13 protein-coding genes are annotated in these 17,093 nt (G+C 61.3%); 9 read left to right on the forward strand and 4 right to left on the reverse strand.

What is annotated here, in order from left to right:
- Nucleotides 1-377: 377 nt before the first annotated feature.
- Nucleotides 378-1,019 (reverse strand): GNAT family N-acetyltransferase, encoded by a 642-nt coding sequence (locus DW754_RS10195; protein WP_117759749.1) that lies wholly within the window; start codon nt 1,017-1,019, stop codon nt 378-380.
- A gap of 277 nt (nt 1,020-1,296) precedes the next feature.
- Here DW754_RS10195 and purH point away from each other — a divergent pair, with 277 nt between their 5' ends.
- The 4 genes from purH (at nt 1,297) to DW754_RS10215 (ending at nt 5,790) form a co-directional block, all read left to right on the forward strand.
- Complete coding sequence (gene purH, locus DW754_RS10200; protein WP_117759750.1) at nt 1,297-2,904, forward strand: bifunctional phosphoribosylaminoimidazolecarboxamide formyltransferase/IMP cyclohydrolase; 1,608 nt, start codon at nt 1,297-1,299, stop codon at nt 2,902-2,904.
- A gap of 250 nt (nt 2,905-3,154) precedes the next feature.
- On the forward strand, nt 3,155-3,886 hold the full coding sequence (locus DW754_RS10205; protein ID WP_117759752.1) for a hypothetical protein: 732 nt from the start codon (nt 3,155-3,157) through the stop codon (nt 3,884-3,886).
- A gap of 179 nt (nt 3,887-4,065) precedes the next feature.
- Entirely contained in the window at nt 4,066-4,737 is a 672-nt protein-coding gene (locus tag DW754_RS10210) for a response regulator transcription factor (RefSeq protein ID WP_117759754.1), read from the forward strand.
- A 9-nt stretch (nt 4,738-4,746) separates the two neighbouring features.
- Nucleotides 4,747-5,790: a sensor histidine kinase gene (locus DW754_RS10215; RefSeq protein WP_117759756.1), complete on the forward strand. Its 1,044-nt coding sequence runs from the start codon at nt 4,747-4,749 to the stop codon at nt 5,788-5,790.
- Nucleotides 5,791-5,994: 204 nt separating this feature from the next.
- Here DW754_RS10215 and DW754_RS10220 read toward each other — a convergent pair whose 3' ends face one another.
- Nucleotides 5,995-6,432 carry a universal stress protein gene (locus DW754_RS10220; protein ID WP_006235921.1) on the reverse strand — a complete coding sequence of 146 codons (438 nt, stop codon included), beginning with the start codon at nt 6,430-6,432 and terminating at the stop codon, nt 5,995-5,997.
- Nucleotides 6,433-6,680: 248 nt separating this feature from the next.
- Between DW754_RS10220 and DW754_RS10225 the strand changes: the two genes are divergently transcribed.
- The gene (locus DW754_RS10225; protein WP_089572431.1) at nt 6,681-7,661 is read left to right on the forward strand and encodes an undecaprenyl-diphosphate phosphatase; all 981 of its coding nucleotides are present in this window, start codon (nt 6,681-6,683) and stop codon (nt 7,659-7,661) included.
- A gap of 227 nt (nt 7,662-7,888) precedes the next feature.
- Nucleotides 7,889-10,789 (forward strand): ATP-dependent helicase, encoded by a 2,901-nt coding sequence (locus tag DW754_RS10230; protein WP_117759758.1) that lies wholly within the window; start codon nt 7,889-7,891, stop codon nt 10,787-10,789.
- A gap of 281 nt (nt 10,790-11,070) precedes the next feature.
- On the opposite strand, the gene DW754_RS10235 is transcribed toward DW754_RS10230, so the two are convergent.
- Both DW754_RS10235 and DW754_RS10240 read right to left on the reverse strand, forming a co-directional pair.
- On the reverse strand, nt 11,071-12,003 hold the full coding sequence (locus DW754_RS10235) for a type I phosphomannose isomerase catalytic subunit (RefSeq protein WP_369832171.1): 933 nt from the start codon (nt 12,001-12,003) through the stop codon (nt 11,071-11,073).
- Between the two features lie 75 nt (nt 12,004-12,078).
- Complete coding sequence (locus DW754_RS10240) at nt 12,079-12,798, reverse strand: GntR family transcriptional regulator (protein WP_117759762.1); 720 nt, start codon at nt 12,796-12,798, stop codon at nt 12,079-12,081.
- Between the two features lie 339 nt (nt 12,799-13,137).
- On the opposite strand from DW754_RS10240, the gene DW754_RS10245 reads away from it, so the two are divergent.
- From DW754_RS10245 to nhaA, 3 genes are all read left to right on the forward strand, one after another.
- On the forward strand, nt 13,138-14,091 hold the full coding sequence (locus tag DW754_RS10245) for an ROK family protein (RefSeq protein WP_233508937.1): 954 nt from the start codon (nt 13,138-13,140) through the stop codon (nt 14,089-14,091).
- Nucleotides 14,092-14,257: 166 nt separating this feature from the next.
- Nucleotides 14,258-15,181: a manganese-dependent inorganic pyrophosphatase gene (locus DW754_RS10250; protein ID WP_117759766.1), complete on the forward strand. Its 924-nt coding sequence runs from the start codon at nt 14,258-14,260 to the stop codon at nt 15,179-15,181.
- Nucleotides 15,182-15,449: 268 nt separating this feature from the next.
- Nucleotides 15,450-16,808, forward strand: a complete 1,359-nt coding sequence (gene nhaA, locus DW754_RS10255) for a Na+/H+ antiporter NhaA (RefSeq protein ID WP_117759768.1) — start codon at nt 15,450-15,452, stop codon at nt 16,806-16,808.
- Nucleotides 16,809-17,093 lie beyond the last annotated feature (285 nt).

Genomic DNA, 17,093 nt, shown 5'->3' on the forward strand with positions numbered 1-17,093 from the left:
CTTGCAGCGACGGACCTCGGGACGCTCTTACACCACGTCTGCGCGCGCCACCCCGCTGAGGACCTTCGCGCAAGGGGCAGTGGACAAAAAATGCCAAATATGAGTACTGTTGCTGCGCTAGTCACATATGTTTGCACATAATAATGGGCTCCTAATGAGAGTACTTCTCGTTAGGAGCCCATTTCATTGAACATTTGGGGAGCTACGTCAGCTCATGCAGCTGGTCGTCATGCCTACAAGCATCAAAAATGTCCCAAATCGCTGCTACTAAAAAGGTAACAGTACTCATATTTGATGTTTTTTGACCAGGGCTATCTACAAACCCCCTAGGCCACTCATTGGGGACAGACTTAAATGACTAGGTGTGGCTGCCTGGGCTAGGCTGTTAGGTCGAGTTCGTAGAGGAAGCTTTCGCGCGGCATGTCGTGACGGCGCTCTTCGCGGTTGGCGCGGTGCGTGGCCGTGCGCTTAAAGCCGTGCAACTCGTAGAACTTCCACGAGCAGTTGGAGTCGGTGTACAGGTGCGCCCTTGTCGCCCCGCGCGAGGACAGGTACGAGACCGCGGCATCGAGCAAAACCGAGCCAACGCCCAGGCCGTGGACATCGGGATCGACGGCGAGCAGCGTGACTTCGTTGTCGTGCGGCAACGGGCTGCTCTCGAGCAGGCGGTTGTTGGTTCGGATGGTTGCACGCACAAACGAGAGATACTCGGCGCAGGCATCAGGCTCCAGTTCACGCATCTGCGATAGCAGCGCGCGTTCGGTATCCATCCAATGTTCGTTGATAGTGGCGCCGGAGCTCTGTCCCGCACGCGCGAGCGCAATGCCGCGCGCCTGGCCGTCAATTACGGCAACCTGCGAAAACGTCGACGACGAAAGGCAGTAGGCAAGGTCGCACGCGGCCTCAAGGCGGTTGTACTCATCGTTATCCGAATTGTTATGCCAAAGCTGCTGCAGAATCAGCGCGATGGCGTCGAAGTCTTCGGTATCAAACGGTCGGTAGAGAACCCGCGAGACCATGGTGCCTCTTTCTTTTGCGGATGCATATCGAGCACAGTTCTACCACGCCATTGGCATCTAATTATGGTGCCCCTGTGTTCCATGAACTCACCGCGGTCGCCGCTGCGCCCATGCCCTCCGCTCGCAAGCTTTTTCTGCACATGCGACCGTTGCGGGGTGCATCGACGCGCTCGATGCGCTACATTGAATCAGTATTTTCAATGCCGCTGCGCGAGCGCTGCAGATCGACGTATCACCGACTCACAGAGCACGGCGGCGTACCAGACAGGAGGACTGCATGGGATCTGATGTGAAGATCGCACGCGCGTTGATCTCGGTTACCGATAAGACGGGTGTCGTCGATTTCGCACGGACGCTGGTTGATGACTTTGGCGTCGAGATCATCTCTACGGGCGGCACGGCTCGTGCCATCGAGGACGCGGGCGTTCCCGTAACCCCCATCGAGGAGTTCACGGGCTATCCCGAGATGATGGACGGCCGCGTTAAGACCCTACACCCCAAGGTTCACGGCGCGCTGCTGGCCCGCCGCGATTCCGAGCAGCACATGCAGGAGGCCGCCCAGCACGGCATTAAGCTGATCGACCTGGTCGTCGTCAACCTGTACGAGTTCGAGAAGACCGTCGCCAACCCCGAGGTCACCTTTGCGGATGCCATCGAGCACATCGACATCGGTGGCCCCTCCATGTTGCGCTCTGCCGCCAAGAACGCCGCGAGCGTTACCGTCATCTCCGACCCGGCCGACTATGATGCCGTCCTGGCCGAGATGCGCGAGACCGGTGGCTGCACCACGCTTTCCACCCGTCGTCGCCTGCAGGTGAAGGTCTACCAGACCACCGCCGCCTACGACACGGCTATCTCCCGTTGGCTTGCCGCCCAGGCAAGCGACGTGGCGGACACCTCTGCCAAGCTCGAGATTTCGCTGGAGAAGGTCGACGACCTGCGCTATGGCGAGAATCCTCAGCAAAAGGCTACGGTCTACCGCTTTGCCGAGGGCTGCGAGAACACCGCGAGCTCTCAGTTCCCGCTTGTGGGCTCCGAGCAGATCCAGGGCAAGCCGCTCAGCTACAACAACTATCTGGACGCCGATGCCGCCTGGAACCTGGTCCGCGAGTTCGACGAGCCGGCCTGCGTGATCCTCAAGCATCAGAACCCCTGCGGTTCCGCCGTTGCCGAGGATATCACGGCCGCCTACGACCGCGCTTTCGCCTGCGATCCCAAGAGCGCCTTCGGCGGCATCATCGCCTGCAACCGCGAGGTTCCCTTTGAGCTGGTTGAGCACTTCGCCGACGAGAACAAGCAGTTCGTCGAGGTCATCATCGCCCCGAGCTACACCGATGAGGCGCTCGAGCGCATGGTCAAGCGCCCCAACCTGCGCGTGCTGGCTACCGGCGGCGTGGACCACGGTGCCCAGGTGGAGCTGCGCTCCATCGACGGCGGCATGCTGGTGCAGGAGGTCGACCACGTGACCGAGGATCCCGCGACCTTTACGTTCCCCACCGATCGCAAGCCCACCGACGCTGAGATGGCCGAGCTCGAGTTTGCCTGGAAGGTCTGCAAGGGCGTCAAGTCCAACGCCATCCTGGTCTCCAAGGGCAAGGCCGGCATTGGCATGGGCCCCGGTCAGCCCAACCGCGTTGACTCTGCGCTGCTTGCCTGCGAGCGCGCCGAGGACTTCTGCGAGCGCGAGGGCGTGGAGAAGGGCGGCTTTGCCTGCGCAAGCGACGCGTTCTTCCCGTTCCGCGACAACGTCGACGTGCTTGCCGCACACGGCGTGACCTGCATCATCCAGCCCGGCGGCTCCAAGCGCGATGACGAGAGCATCCAGGCCTGCAACGAGCACAATATTGCGATGGTTTTCACGGGTGCGCGCCACTTCCGCCATTAAGTAGGGAGGTGGCGCTGCGGCTTGCCCAACCACCGCACCTTGCCGCTCATTCGTCGCCCGCGTACCCAAGTACGCGTCGCTCCTCTTTCACGGCAATCTGCGGCACCTGGGCAACCCTCGCCGACCTGTTAGGTTGACTGGGGAGGATGGGATGTTATCTCGTCCCTTGGACCGCCTCGCTTCTAAAATTATCTCTGCAAAAGACGGTCGCTCCGTTTGGAGGGCCGTCTTTTTGGTATAAGAGGACGGAATGACTAACACGAAAGGTATGACCATGCCCCAGATTGATGATGCAGAGCTGTTTGGCAATGCCGAGGACCAGCGTGCGTACGAGGACTTTTGCGCCAATCAGGAGGCGGTCGAGAAGTTTACGCTCGACAAGCCCGCGCTTATCTGCCGTTGGCGCATGTCCAACAAAAAGGTGCCCATGCTCAACCGTCACATTCGCGCGCTGTCCGAGCGCTTGGTGCAGGGCGAGCCGCTTACCCATAACATGCTCAGCTGGGCCAAGCAGCACGTTGAGTGGTCGCTTGCCGAGGGCGATTACACCGCGCACGACGGCGTGCTCATGCTGGTGATCGACGTTAACGGCAATGCCGCCATGACGGTGGGTGAGTACGAGCCGCTGGCCGATACTTCGGCCAAGGCGCTGCGTGCCCGCTCCGCCGAGGCCCGCTCCGAGGCCGACGAAACCGGCGTGGCGCCCGAGCTGCTCGCTGCCGTCAACAACGGCGAGCTGGCCTTTGTGGCGCCGGCGGACGAGTGCCTGTGTGGCACGGCGACGCTCATAGAGCAGCTGGCCCAGACCAAGGGCATCCCGGTCACGCGCGTAGACATTCCCGCACAGCTCAAGGGCGCCTTGTTCCTGGTAAGCGACGAGCACGGCGTGGTGCCTGCCACCGACGCCGACGCCGCCGAGTCTGATGCCGCGACGGTCGCCTTCTTTGCCGACGGCTACGAAAAGCTTCGCGCCCGCCGCTAAATGATTATTCTGGGACGGGGATTAAAGAATCATTTTGGTTCCCGCCACCGCTGCGAGTGCGAGGCGGACAAAACGCCCCCGCTCGCGAACAGTTCTGTCACCTTGGCGACGTGCGTGGCGCGCACCTGCAGTTTCGCAGCCATAATGGTGGCAAGACAACCAAGAGGGGAGCGGAATCCATGGCGCTAATCTATATCGTTGAGGACGACGAGCCCATTCGTCGTGAGCTTGTCGACATCCTTACCCGCGCCGGGTTTGAAATCGAGGCCTGCGAATCGTTCGAGCATGTCTCGCGCGATATTCTCGCCGCCGCGCCCGACCTGGTGCTGCTCGACCTCACGCTTCCCGTCAAGGACGGCCAGCATATCTGCCACGAGGTTCGCCGCGAATCCGAGGTCCCCATCATCGTCCTCACCTCGCGCACGACCGAGATCGACGAGGTCATGGCCATGACGCTCGGCGCGGACGACTTTGTTCCCAAGCCCTATAGCGCGCGCGTGCTCGTGGCGCGCATCAACGCACTGCTGCGTCGCACCGCGGCGTCAGGCGAGCGCAGCACGCTCGTCCACAAGGGGCTGGAGCTCGACCTCGCCCGCTCTATGGTCACCAACACGGCGACCGGCGACAGCACCGAGCTCACCAAAAATGAGCTGCGCATTCTCTCGCTGCTCCTGAGCCGCGCGGGCAAGATCGTCTCGCGCTCGGCCATCATGCAGGACCTGTGGGACTCCGACGCCTTCGTGGACGACAATACGCTCACCGTCAACATCAACCGCCTGCGCACCACGCTCGAAAAAATCGGCATCAAGGGGTATTTGACGACGCATCGCGGCCAAGGCTATTCGGTCTAGGGGCCGGCTATGTCGTTTGGCAAGTTCTTTAAAGATGCACTGCTTCCCGTCGCCGTGTGGACGTGCGGCGTGCTGCTGAGCTGCTTTGTGCTGACGGTCGCCGGCGCACCCGTTTCTATCGTGGTCGTGGCGGTTGGCGTGTCCTTTATCTTCGGTATGCTCGGCATCGTGATCGAGTACGCTCACCGTCGCCGTTTTCTGCGTCAGTTGGAGCGCGCGGCAGAGGAGCTCGAGAGTCCCGCATGGGTGCAGGAGATGGTGCAATGCCCAACCTATGCCGAGGGCGAGCTCGAGTACGAGGTCCTGTGCCGGGTGGGCAAAGCCGCCTGCGACGAGGTTGCCGAGGGCCGGCGTCAGACCGAAGACTATCGCGACTATATCGAGAGCTGGGTCCACGAGGCCAAGCTGCCCCTGGCGGCGGCTCACCTGATTCTGGAAAACCTCGACGGCGGCGCAGATGACCCAACACGTGTCGATGACCTGGGTCGCGAGTTGGCTCGCGTGGAACGCTATATCGACCAGGCGCTGTACTACGCGCGCTCGGAAGTCGTGGAGCGCGACTACCTGATTCGCCGCTGGGACCTTAAGACCTTGGTGACGGGTGCGATTAAGGCCAACGCGCGCGAGCTCATTGCGGCGCACGTGGCTCCGGTGTGCGAGAACCTCGACTTCGAGGTCTTTACCGACGAAAAATGGCTCGAGTTTATCCTGGGCCAGCTCATTCAGAACAGCATTAAATATGCGCGCGAGGACGGCGCGAAGATCGTGTTTTCGGGCGCGTTACTGGACGAGGGCCTGGCGAGCGAGCGCATCGAGCTCACCGTTGCGGACAACGGCTGCGGCGTGTGTGCGGCAGACCTGCCGCGCGTGTTCGAGAAGGGCTTTACCGGCGACAACGGCCGCACCACCAAGCGCGCAACGGGCATCGGCCTCTACCTGGTGGCGCGCCTGTGCTCCAAGATGGGCATCGACGTCACCGCAGCATCGGAGCCCGGCGAAGGCTTCGTCGTAACATTCGCTTTTTCAACGAACAAGTTTCAATACTTTGAGTAACGCACACGGCAAACGCCCGTCCAAACAAAACGTGCCGCCCCAAACGGGTCGGCACGCCATTTTTCTATCAGACAACTCGTTGAAGTGAGGCTGCAAAGGCCGCGGGGCCGGGAGGGGTTTCCTAAGGGCACATCCCGCAGCCGCAACGCGGCGAGGACGTGCCCTTAGGAAACCCCGCAGGCCCCGCGGCCGGTGGGAGCAACGCTACTTTACGACCAAGATGTCGCAGTCCGTATTGCGCAGCAGGAACGTCGAAATCGAGCCCAGGAGCGCATACTTGATCGAGGACAGGCCGCGTGCGCCGCAGAGCACCAGGTCGGGCTTAACCACGTCGAGCATCTCGTCCTTGAGCGTCTCGCGAATGCGGCCGGCGCGAATCATGACCTCGACCTCGGGAATGTCGGGATTGGCCTTGGCCTCTTCGAGCTGCTTGGCGATGGAGTTCTTAAATGCCTCCTCTAGGCCGTTGACCAGATCGACCGGATAGGAACCGGCGCTCTCGAGCGCCGTGGAATCGATAACGTGGCCGATGATTAGCTTGGCGCCGTTGTTCGCGGCGACCTTGATGGCGCGTGCGAGCACAAAATCCTGCTGCTCAGTACCGTCGAGTGAAACAAATACCTTGGTGTAGCCCTCGTTCATGGTTTCCTCCTTGGTCTATCGCACGGGCGCGGGGCTCGTGCATCGGGCGGGCGCGGGCGCGTTGGCCGCCGGACACTTTATCTTGTTGCAGTTATACCCAAGGATTTGGGTTTGACCGCTCGCAATTCTGTGAACGGGCGAGTTTTTTGGTAAGGGTAGGCGCAGGCGCGCCGCCAACGGTTGATAATGGGACATCGCCCGCACCGTCCGCAGAACAATATCGGCGGGTGTCTAACGAGGGGGTCCCTTTGGATATTATCGAGCTTCTAAAATCTGCCTTCATGGGCCTGGTCGAGGGCATCACCGAATGGCTGCCCGTTTCGTCGACGGGCCACATGATCTTGGTGGACGAGTTCGTCAAGATGAACGTGAGCGAGACGTTCTGGAATATGTTCCTGGTCGTGATTCAGCTCGGCGCCATTCTGGCCGTCTGCGTGCTGTTTTTCCACGAGCTCAACCCGTTCTCGCCCAGCAAGGGCAAGGAGGGCCGTCGCGACACCTGGGTGCTGTGGGGCAAGATTGTGCTCGGTTGCATTCCTGCGGCGGCGATCGGCCTGCCGCTCAACGACTGGATGGAGGAGCATTTCTACAACGCTCCCGTCGTGGCGCTGGCGCTCATTGTGTACGGCGTGCTGTTTATCGTGATCGAGAACTGGCGCGCGAGCAAGCGCGAGGAAATGGCCGTTGCCGGTTCGTTTGGTTCGCGTGCTGTGGTGTCGGGTGGACGTCCCGCCGGTGCGCACTTTGCGGCGCCCCCCACGGCTACCGCTGAGGATGAGGACGATGACGAGAATCTGGACTTTGGTTCCATCGCCACGCTCGAGGACCTCAGCTGGAAGACTGCGCTGGGTATCGGCTGCTTCCAGGTGCTTTCGCTGGTGCCTGGTACGTCTCGCTCCGGTTCTACCATCATCGGCGGCCTGCTTTTGGGCTGCACGCGCTCGGTGGCGTCTAAGTTCACGTTCTTCCTGGCTATTCCTGTTATGTTTGGCGCGAGTGCGCTCAAGCTGGTCAAGTACTTCATCAAGGGCGGCACGTTCGGCACCAACGAGATCGCCATCTTGGGCGTGGGCTGCGTTGTGGCCTTTGTGGTTTCGCTCATCGCCATCAAGTGGCTCATGGGCTTCGTCCGCCGTCACGACTTCAAGTGCTTCGGCGTCTACCGCATCATCCTGGGCATCGTAGTGCTCGCGTACTTCTTCGTTCTGGAGCCTATGCTCGGCCTGTAACTTGGTTGACGCTGCGCGGCGGCCAGAGCGACAACTTGTCATTCAAAGAGGACGGCATGACCAAAAGGTCTATGCCGTCCTCTTTTTTGGGCGATGGGGCGGGCCTGACGGTGGCGCACGGAGTCGTGGTGTGATTTGCGTCGGTGTCCGCGCGGCTCGGTATACTGGTACGGCTCAAACTATGGCGCTGCCCGCAGGCGCGCCGTCCGTCAGATGAGGAGTCGCCCATGACCCAGCCCTTGCCCTGGGAAAAGAACGCCGCGGTACCCGTGCCGCCCGCGCCGGAACCCGTGCCACTCGATGCATACACCGCCCCCGCTGCGCCGGAGCCCGAGCTCGTTCCGCTCGACATCTACGACGCTCCCGCGCCGGCACCTGCGCCCGCCAAGCCGCTTGTCGACATCGACAGCCTTAATCCCGCCCAGCGCGAGGCGGTCTTGACCACCGAGGGACCGCTGCTGGTGCTCGCCGGCGCCGGCTCGGGCAAGACCCGCGTCTTGACCTTCCGCATCGCACATATGCTCGGCGACCTGGGTGTTAAGCCTTGGCAGGTTCTTGCCATCACGTTTACCAACAAGGCTGCGGCCGAGATGCGCGAGCGTCTGGCGGCACTCATCCCAAGCGGCACCCGTGGCATGTGGGTGTGCACCTTCCATGCCATGTGCGTGCGCATGCTGCGCGAGGACGCCGACCTGCTGGGCTACACCGGCCAGTTCACCATCTACGATGACGATGACTCAAAGCGCATGGTGCGCGACATTATGCAGGCGCTCGGCATTGAGCAAAAGCAGTTCCCCATCAACATGATCCGCAGCAAGATCAGCTCTGCTAAAAACGCCATGATCGGGCCCGAGGACATGCTCAAGAGCGCCGATAGCCCCAACGACAAAAAGGCCGCGCAAGTCTACCTGGAGCTGGAGCGCCGCCTGCGCGCCGCCAACGCGATGGACTTCGACGACCTGCTCGTGCGCACGCTCGAGCTACTGCGCACCCGCCCCGAGGTGCTCGACAAGTACCAAGAGCGCTTCCGCTACATTAGCGTCGACGAATATCAGGACACCAACCACGTCCAGTACGAAATCGCCAACCTGCTGGCCGCCAAGTACCAAAACCTCATGGTCGTGGGCGACGACGACCAGTCCATTTATAGCTGGCGTGGCGCCGACATCACCAACATCTTGGACTTTGAGCAGGACTTTAAAAACTGCAAGACCGTCAAGTTGGAGCAGAACTATCGCTCCACGGGTCACATCCTGAGCGCCGCCAATGCCGTTGTTCGCCACAACTCGCAGCGCAAGGACAAGCGCCTGTTTACGGCCGAGGGCGATGGCGAGAAGATTCAGGCTTTCCAGGCAAGCGACGAGCGCGACGAAGGTCGCTGGATTGCCGGCGAGATCGAAAAGCTGCATGCCAAGGGTACGAGCTACGACGATATCGCCGTGTTCTACCGCACCAACGCCCAGTCGCGTATCCTCGAAGATATGTTCCTGCGCGCGGGCGTGCCCTACAAGATCGTCGGCGGCACGCGATTCTTCGACCGCGCCGAGATTCGCGACGTCATGGCCTACCTCAAGATGATCGTGAACCCGGCCGACGAGATGAGCGTCAAGCGCGTCATCAACACGCCGCGTCGCGGCATCGGCTCCACCTCGATCCAAAAGATTGAGCAGCTGGCGCGCGACAACCGTTGCTCGTTCTTCCAAGCCTGCGAGATCGCAACAGCCGAGACGGGCATGTTTAGTGCCAAGGTGCGCAACGGCCTGTCGAGTTTTGTGGCGCTGGTGCGCGAGGGCCGCCGCATGGACGGCGAGCTCAAGGACGTCGTCGAGATGATTGTCGATAAGACGGGCCTGCTGCAGGCGTTTCGCGCCGAGGGCACCATGGAGTCCGAGAGCCGCGCCGAGAACATCCAGGAATTCCTGGGCGTCGCCGCCGAATTTGAGGAGACGCACGAGGATATCGAGGGTGCGCTCGAGAGTCTAGAAGAGCTGCGCGCGGCCGGTGTTGCCGACGTGCCGTCCGTCGCCGAGTCCGAGTCCGCCGTGGTGAGTGCGCCCGCGTCCGAGCCGGGGCCGTCCGCTCCGGCATCCTCGTTTGAGGCACTTGTCGGCGCTCGTGACGCCGCGGGCTCCAATCCGCTCGATAGCCTAGCCGCCCCGGCGCTCTCGCCGCAGGATGCCCTGGCCGCCGCCATCGCGGGCAACGCGTATGCCGTGCCAACAGAGCTACCGGCGGGCGTCGTGCATGCCGACGAGATCGAGCGCACCTACGGTCCGCTCACCTGTAAGGCACTGCCGGCACTCATGGAGTGGCTGGCCCTGCGCTCCGACTTGGATTCCCTGGCCGGCGAGACGCATGCCATTACCATGATGACCATCCACTCCGCCAAGGGCCTGGAGTTCCCGGCGGTGTTCGTGGCCGGCATGGAGGAGGGTATCTTCCCGCACGTGCACGACTTTGGCGGCAGCGATGACCCGGGCAAGCTCGAGGAGGAGCGTCGCCTGGCCTACGTTGCCATCACGCGTGCCCGTAAGCGCCTGTTCCTGACCTATGCGGCCACGCGTCGCACCTACGGCTCGACCTCTGCCAACCCGCGCTCTCGCTTCCTCAACGAGATTCCGTTTGAGGATATCGAGTTTAGCGGTATCGGTTCTGCCGGTTTTGAGGGCACGGGCTGGGAGAAGCGCGGCGACCGTCACGGCACCTTTGGCTCGGGCATGGGCTCGGATATGTATGGCGGCAAGGTGTTCGGTTCGCATACACGCTCGACCGGCGGTTCCGGTTCGCGCGGCGGATCGAGCTTCGACGATTTCTTTGGTGGCAGCACCTATGGCACCGAGCGCCATCGCGGGGTTTCGCCCGACGCCGGCCGTGTTGCCTCGACCTTTGGTTCGGGCGCGCCGCGAGCTAAAAAGCCGTCGTCCAAGGTGTCGCCGACGGTGGAGCGCAAGGTCGATCGCACCAGCGCGTCGCAGGACTTTGCCGCGGGCGATACCGTGAGTCACAAGACCTTTGGCACGGGTACCGTGATCTCGGTCGCCGGAGACATGATCGAGGTGCAATTCGAAAAGACCGGCCAGACCAAAAAGCTCATGAAGGGCTTTGCGCCGATCGTCAAGCTGTCGTAATCTCGGCGGCCCCGGACAGGCGCCATGGACAACGTCGCCTGCTCGGACAGTCCTGCTCGCACGGAGAGCACATTAAGTGCTCTCCGACTCGTGCGGAACTCGCGATCGACGTTGTCCATGGCGCCTGTCCGGGGCCTTGGGTAACGTTGCTTGCGAACGTCGCTTTGCTCGTTCGCTTTTTGGTCTGGAGAGCCGGGTGGGCTGATAAATAGATGTGAGTAGGGGCTCTCCCGTTTGATGAGCGGGGGAGCCCCTTGTTGCGTTTTGGTTGTTGGTGCGACCTAGAGGTGGCTGATGATCAATTCCATTTTGCCTTCGAGGTCGATGGAGCTGACGGTGCTCGGGGCTAGCAGGTGGCTTCCCTTGTGGACGGGGTCGCCGCAGACGGTGCCCTCGCCGTCGATGACCGACAGACACATGAAGGGCCAGTGCTGGTCGAGGGTCTTGCTGCCGTTGACGCGCACGCGATCGACGGTGTAGCAGGAGTTAGACTCGAGCTCGGTCACGCCGTCGACCTCGGGCGCGGTCACGGTGCCGTCGGTCGGTGCCTGAACATCAAAGTCGATGCAGTCGAGGCTCTGCTCAATATGCAGCGGGCGCAGCTTGCCGTCGGTGCCGGGACGGTCGTAGTCGTACAGGCGATACGTCACGTCGCTCGACTGCTGCGTCTCCAAAATGAGCGTGCCGGTCTTGATGGCGTGGACGGTACCGTAATCAATCTGGAAAAAGTCGCCCTTGTGGATCGGCAGCACGTTGAGCATGTCGTCCCAGCGGCCGTCTTCGATCATCTGTGCAGCCTCGGCGCGGTCCTTGGCGCGCTGGCCGACGATGATTGTGGCGCCGGGCTCGCAGTCCAGCACATACCAGCACTCGGTTTTGCCCAGGCTGCCGTTCTCGTGCTCGGCGGCGTACTCGTCGTTGGGATGGATCTGGATCGAAAGGTCGTCCTTGGCGTCCAGAATCTTAATGAGCAGCGGGAACTCCTTGCCCTCGCAGTTGCCAAAGAGCTCGCGGTGCTCGGCCCACAGCCACGAAAGCGTGTGGCCTGTATACGGGCCCTCAGCGATCTGGCAGTCGCCGTTGGGGTGTGCCGAGATGGCCCAGCACTCACCGATGGGACCCTCGGGAATGTCATAACCAAATACGGTTTCGAGCTGGCGGCCGCCCCAGATCTTCTCGTGAAAGATCGGTGTCAGTTTAATCAAATCGGACATGTTCATACCCCCATGGTGTTGCGCGGCCGCCCACTCTAAACGAGCCGTAACGAGCGCCCGCATGACTACAAAAACCTATGCCAACGTTACGTTGTGCAGCTCAAAGCGGTCGCCAACGTTGCGCGAGATCGAATGCTCAAAGGCGGTGCCGCTATCCAAAAAGCCAATCTGGTTGAGCTCGAGCAGGGGAGAGCCGGGTTTGGTGTCCAGGCGCTCAGCCTCTTCCTCGGTTGCCGCTACGGCGCGAATGGTGCGGTGGAAGCTCGAAATCTTCAGCCCGCATTGCTTGCGGATGAAGCTGTAGACCGATCCATACAGGTCTTTCTTTTTAAGGCCCGGAATCAGCTCGAGGGGCATGTAGGTGTACTCGATAACGATGGGCTTCTCGTCGACCTGGCGCACACGCACGATGTGATAGGCAAAGTCGTCCTCGGCAATTCCCAGCTGGACAGCGACGTCTGCTGGCGGATTGACAATCGAGAAATCGTAGACCACCGAGGTCACCTTCTCCCCGCGGTGCTCATACGAAAAGCCCTGGGAGCGATCGTTCTTGCCCTGGAAAAACGCCTGGCCGGGAAGCCCCGCCGTGTCCTTAACGTAGGTGCCCGATCCGCGCCGGCTGGTAACAAGACCTTCATCGGTAATCTGCTCAATAGCTCGTTTGACGGTGATTTTGGAAACGCTATAGAGCTCGCAGAACTCAACGACGGTGGGCAGCTTGTCGCCCGGCTTTAGAGCGCCGTCCTCGATGCTTCGACGGATATCTGCAGCTATTGCCTCGTATTTGGGAATCATGGAACCTCCTTTCCGGCTTGATTGAGTACAAACGAAAGTATAGTCCACGCCTAAGCATCCCTATTGCGTTTTGAAAAGTTCGAGAAAGATATAATCAAAAAACGCTTTTCTATATTAACTAGAGCGCTCTAAATGAATATGCATTCGAATAATGTGGTATTGAGCAAATTGATCGGCTCGAAGATGGGGTTGGGCCGTTTTGCCGCCCAGCGAACCGAATCTCATGCCTTGCGTTTCCCCAGATAAAACCTGCCAAAACAAACCTGTCCCTTCTTGGTAGGTTTTTGCCTTGGGAGCGGTACCATACAGGCAATGTTTAAACGAGAAAGGTGGGCTCCCATGGAACCTAAGCAGTACTATATCGGCATCGACGTCGGCGGCACTTCGGTTAAGGAGGGCCTGTTCGACGAGGACGGCAACCTGCTTGCCAAGGCCAGCGTGCCCACGCCTCCCATCGTTGATGCTGCGGGCTTTGCCGCGGTGACCGAGGCTATCGACCAGGTGGTCGCCAAGGCGCAGATTCCGCGCGCCTTTGTGGCGGGCATTGGCCTGGCCGTTCCGTGCCCCATCCCGGCGTCGGGCGATGCCAAGGTCAAGGCCAACATTGCCATTAACCTGCCCGAGCTGAGGATCGCCATCCAGGAGCACTGCCCCGACGCGGTCGTCAAGTACGAGAACGATGCCAACGCCGCCGCCATGGGCGAGGCCTGGCTCGGTTCTGCCAAGGGCGTGCAAAACGTGGTGATGGTCACCATCGGTACCGGCGTGGGCGGTGGCGTTATCGTCAACGGCGACGTGGTATCGGGCGTTGTGGGCGCGGGCGGCGAGATTGGCCACATGTGCCTGAATCCCGACGAGGAGCGCACCTGCGGCTGCGGCGGCCATGGCCACCTGGAGCAGTATTCCAGCGCCACCGGTGTGGTGAGCAACTACCTGGCCGAGTGCAAGAGGGCGGGCGTCGAGCCCATCGAGCTCACCGGCCCCTCCGATTCCAAGGACGTGTTCCAAGCCTGCCGCGAGGGTGACAAGCTCGCGCTGGCCGCGGCCGATACCATGGCCGACTATCTCGGTCGCGCTCTGGCGCTTATCGCCAACGTGGTCGACCCCGAGATGTTCCTGATCGGCGGCGGCGCCTCCGCCTCGGCCGATGTCTACCTCGATGCGGTCCGCGAGCACTTTAAGCAGTACGCGCTCTCCGCCTCGCGCGAGACGCCCATTAAGGTCGCTTCGCTCGGCAACGACGCCGGCATCATCGGTGCCGCCTACGTAGCCCTGCGCGCCGCCGGCAAATAGCTGGTGCAAGGGGGCCAGGTTACTTTGCACCAACATGGTGCAAAAGGGGCAGCCTTGGCCTCCATGCCTGCCCCAAAATATGCCGTGCCCCTTCCGTCTGCGAAGGCTCGGCATCGGCGTGCTACCATAGCTACGTCCAAGTACACATATCAAGTGGAGGATATCCATGGCAAACGTTCTTGTCTTTGGTCACCAGAACCCCGATAACGACGCCATCATGAGCGCCGTCGTCCTGTCCCAGCTGCTCAACCAGGTTGAGTATGCTGGCAACACCTACGAGGCCTGCGCCCTTGGTCAGCTTCCGGCAGAGTCTGCCAAGCTGCTCGCCGACGCCGGCATTGCCGAGCCCCGCGTGATCGAGTCCGTCGAGGCCGGTCAGCTCGTCGTCCTCACCGACCACAACGAGTCCGCCCAGTCCGTCGCCGGCCTTAAGGACGCTACGGTCTTTGGCGTCGTCGATCATCACCGCATCGGCGACTTCGAGACCGCCGGCCCGCTGCACTACATCTGCCTGCCCTGGGGCTCCAGCTGCACCATCGTCACCAAGCTCGCCGGCGTGCTCGGCGTTGAGCTTTCCGACGTTCAGGCCAAGCTGCTGCTCTCGGCCATGATGACCGATACGCTCATGCTCAAGAGCCCCACCACCACCGATGTCGACCGCGCTGTCGCCGCCAAGCTCGGCGAGCAGGTAGGCGTCGACCCGGTCAAGTTTGGCATGGATGTCTTCCTTACCCGTCCGTCCGGCTCCTTCACCGCAGCCGAGATGGTCGGCAACGACATCAAGATGTTCGAGCCTGCGGGCAAGAAGCTGCTCATCGGCCAGTACGAGACCGTCGATAAGAGCCGTGCGCTCGGCATGATCGACGAGATCCGTGAGGCCATGCGCGCCTACGCCGCCGAGAAGGGTGCCGATGGCATCGTCCTGTGCATCACCGACATCATGGAGGAGGGCTCGCAGGTCCTGCTCGAGGGCGAGACCGAGGCTGCTCAGAAGGGCTTGGGCATTGCCGACGAGCACGACGGCGTCTGGATGCCGGGCGTCCTCTCCCGTAAGAAGCAGGTCGCTGCCCCCATCATGGCCGCCTGCTAGGTTCTTTTGACCTAACACCGACGACCGGATCGCGGACGCCCCGCGCTCCGGTCGTTTTTTGTGCACGGCGCTGCGTCGTCTCTTGGACAGGCGTGTCCGCGCCGTTGAGCAAATAATGTTCAACCTGTGGTTCCGCTTTTCGGCCACGCCTGCGTGCTTGTCGCGCAGGGTAGGCTAGATGCAAGCGTAATACGTTAGAGCGCGGCGCCGCCACTTGGGCGGGCCGTGCTTTTTTAAGACGGGAGCCATCCCGTGAAAGGAGCCGCCCATGGCAGCAACTGAGCAGCTGTTCAACGTTCGTGAGCGCAAGCGCTTTGAACGTCACGACATTTGGGAGCGCATCGCCGAGAACGGCACGATTTCCGCCGCCGTCATGGTCTTCGCCGCTATCGCCGCCGTTATCTGCGCCAACACCGATGCCTACGAGGCCATCCATCACTTTTTGGAGACCCCGCTGTATGTGGGTCTGGGCAACCTTACGGCTGGTCTCACCGTTGAGCTTTTCGTCAACGACTTCCTCATGGCGATTTTCTTTTTGTTGGTGGGCATTGAGCTTAAGTACGAGATGACGGTCGGCGAGCTCAAGAATCCGCGTCAGGCCATGCTTCCCATGCTGGCGGCCGTGGGCGGTGTCGTCGTTCCCGCCTGCATCTACCTGATCTTTAACCATGCCGGCGCGCACAACGGCTGGGCCATTCCCATGGCAACCGATATTGCCTTTGCGCTGGGCGTGCTGTCGCTTTTGGGCAACCGCGTTCCCAACGGCGTGCGCGTGTTCTTCTCGACGCTCGCTATCGCCGACGACCTGATCTCCATCGCCGCCATCGCCATCTTCTACGGTCAGAGCCCCAATCCGTTTTGGTTGGGCGCCGCCGCGCTTGTGACCTGCGCGCTCGTGTGGCTCAACAAGACGCAGCATTACCGCCTTGCCCCGTATTCGGTACTGGGGCTGCTGCTGTGGTTCTGCATGTTCAAGAGCGGCGTACATGCCACGCTTGCTGGCGTCATCTTGGCCTTTACCATCCCGGCCAAGTGTGGCGTCAAGCTCGATAGCCTCACCGATTGGCTGGGCGAGTGCCTGCCGCTGCTCGATGACCGCTACGATGATGAGGCACACATCCTGGGCCAGCATGACTTTACCGTCTCGACAACCAAGGTCGAGCGCGTCATGCACCGCGTGACCCCGCCGCTTATCCGCATGGAGCGTCTGATCTCCACGCCGGTCAACTTTGTGATCCTGCCGATCTTTGCGTTCGTAAACGCTCAGGTTCGCTTAGTGGGCGTGGACATGAGCACGCTGCTCACCGACCCGGTGACGCTCGGCGTGTACTTTGGCATGCTGCTGGGCAAGCCGATCGGCATCTTTGGTATGACGTTTGCCCTGGTTAAGCTTAAGGCCTGCGAGCTGCCGCACAATGTCAACTGGCACATGATTGCCGGCGTGGGCATTCTGGGCGGTATCGGCTTTACCATGTCGATTCTCATCAGCGGCCTTGCCTTCCCGACGGCCCAGTTTGAGGTTCTTGCAGCCAAGGCCGCTATTCTCGCCGGTTCGGTCACCGCAGCCGTGCTCGGCATGATCTACATGAGCGTGGTCTGCAAGCATCCCTCGCCCAAAGACGAGTAAGAGCGCGAAAACCGGCTCCAGAACCGATTCGGGCGCGTTCAAAATGCGGATTCGGGCGGTGCTTGCCGCCTGCCAGACACGCCAGTGGTCAAAAAACGCCGTTTGTGAGTACTGTCATAAACGGCGTATCATTTTAGGTGCGGAAAATAATGAACAAAGTTATAAGAACTGTACGTTAATGAGTGACCATCGACTTCCAATTTGGCGCTAGCTGACGGTGATTAGGAAGTTTCAAGGTGGCGCGCGCAGACGTGGTGTAAGAGCGTCCCGAGGTCCGTCGCTGCA

Source organism: Collinsella sp. AM29-10AC (assembly GCF_003469085.1).
Taxonomy (GTDB): Bacteria; Actinomycetota; Coriobacteriia; order Coriobacteriales; family Coriobacteriaceae; genus Collinsella.

Excerpts from the sequence above, each read along its gene's own strand:
- DW754_RS10195 (WP_117759749.1), bottom strand. The coding sequence starts at position 1,019 with ATGGTCTCGCGGGTTCTCTACCGACCGTTTGATACCGAAGACTTCGAC.
- purH (WP_117759750.1), top strand. The coding sequence starts at position 1,297 with ATGGGATCTGATGTGAAGATCGCACGCGCGTTGATCTCGGTTACCGAT.
- DW754_RS10205 (WP_117759752.1), top strand. The coding sequence starts at position 3,155 with ATGACTAACACGAAAGGTATGACCATGCCCCAGATTGATGATGCAGAG.
- DW754_RS10210 (WP_117759754.1), top strand. The coding sequence starts at position 4,066 with ATGGCGCTAATCTATATCGTTGAGGACGACGAGCCCATTCGTCGTGAG.
- DW754_RS10215 (WP_117759756.1), top strand. The coding sequence starts at position 4,747 with ATGTCGTTTGGCAAGTTCTTTAAAGATGCACTGCTTCCCGTCGCCGTG.
- DW754_RS10220 (WP_006235921.1), bottom strand. The coding sequence starts at position 6,432 with ATGAACGAGGGCTACACCAAGGTATTTGTTTCACTCGACGGTACTGAG.
- DW754_RS10230 (WP_117759758.1), top strand. The coding sequence starts at position 7,889 with ATGACCCAGCCCTTGCCCTGGGAAAAGAACGCCGCGGTACCCGTGCCG.
- DW754_RS10235 (WP_369832171.1), bottom strand. The coding sequence starts at position 12,003 with ATGTCCGATTTGATTAAACTGACACCGATCTTTCACGAGAAGATCTGG.
- DW754_RS10240 (WP_117759762.1), bottom strand. The coding sequence starts at position 12,798 with ATGATTCCCAAATACGAGGCAATAGCTGCAGATATCCGTCGAAGCATC.
- DW754_RS10245 (WP_233508937.1), top strand. The coding sequence starts at position 13,138 with ATGGAACCTAAGCAGTACTATATCGGCATCGACGTCGGCGGCACTTCG.
- DW754_RS10250 (WP_117759766.1), top strand. The coding sequence starts at position 14,258 with ATGGCAAACGTTCTTGTCTTTGGTCACCAGAACCCCGATAACGACGCC.
- nhaA (WP_117759768.1), top strand. The coding sequence starts at position 15,450 with ATGGCAGCAACTGAGCAGCTGTTCAACGTTCGTGAGCGCAAGCGCTTT.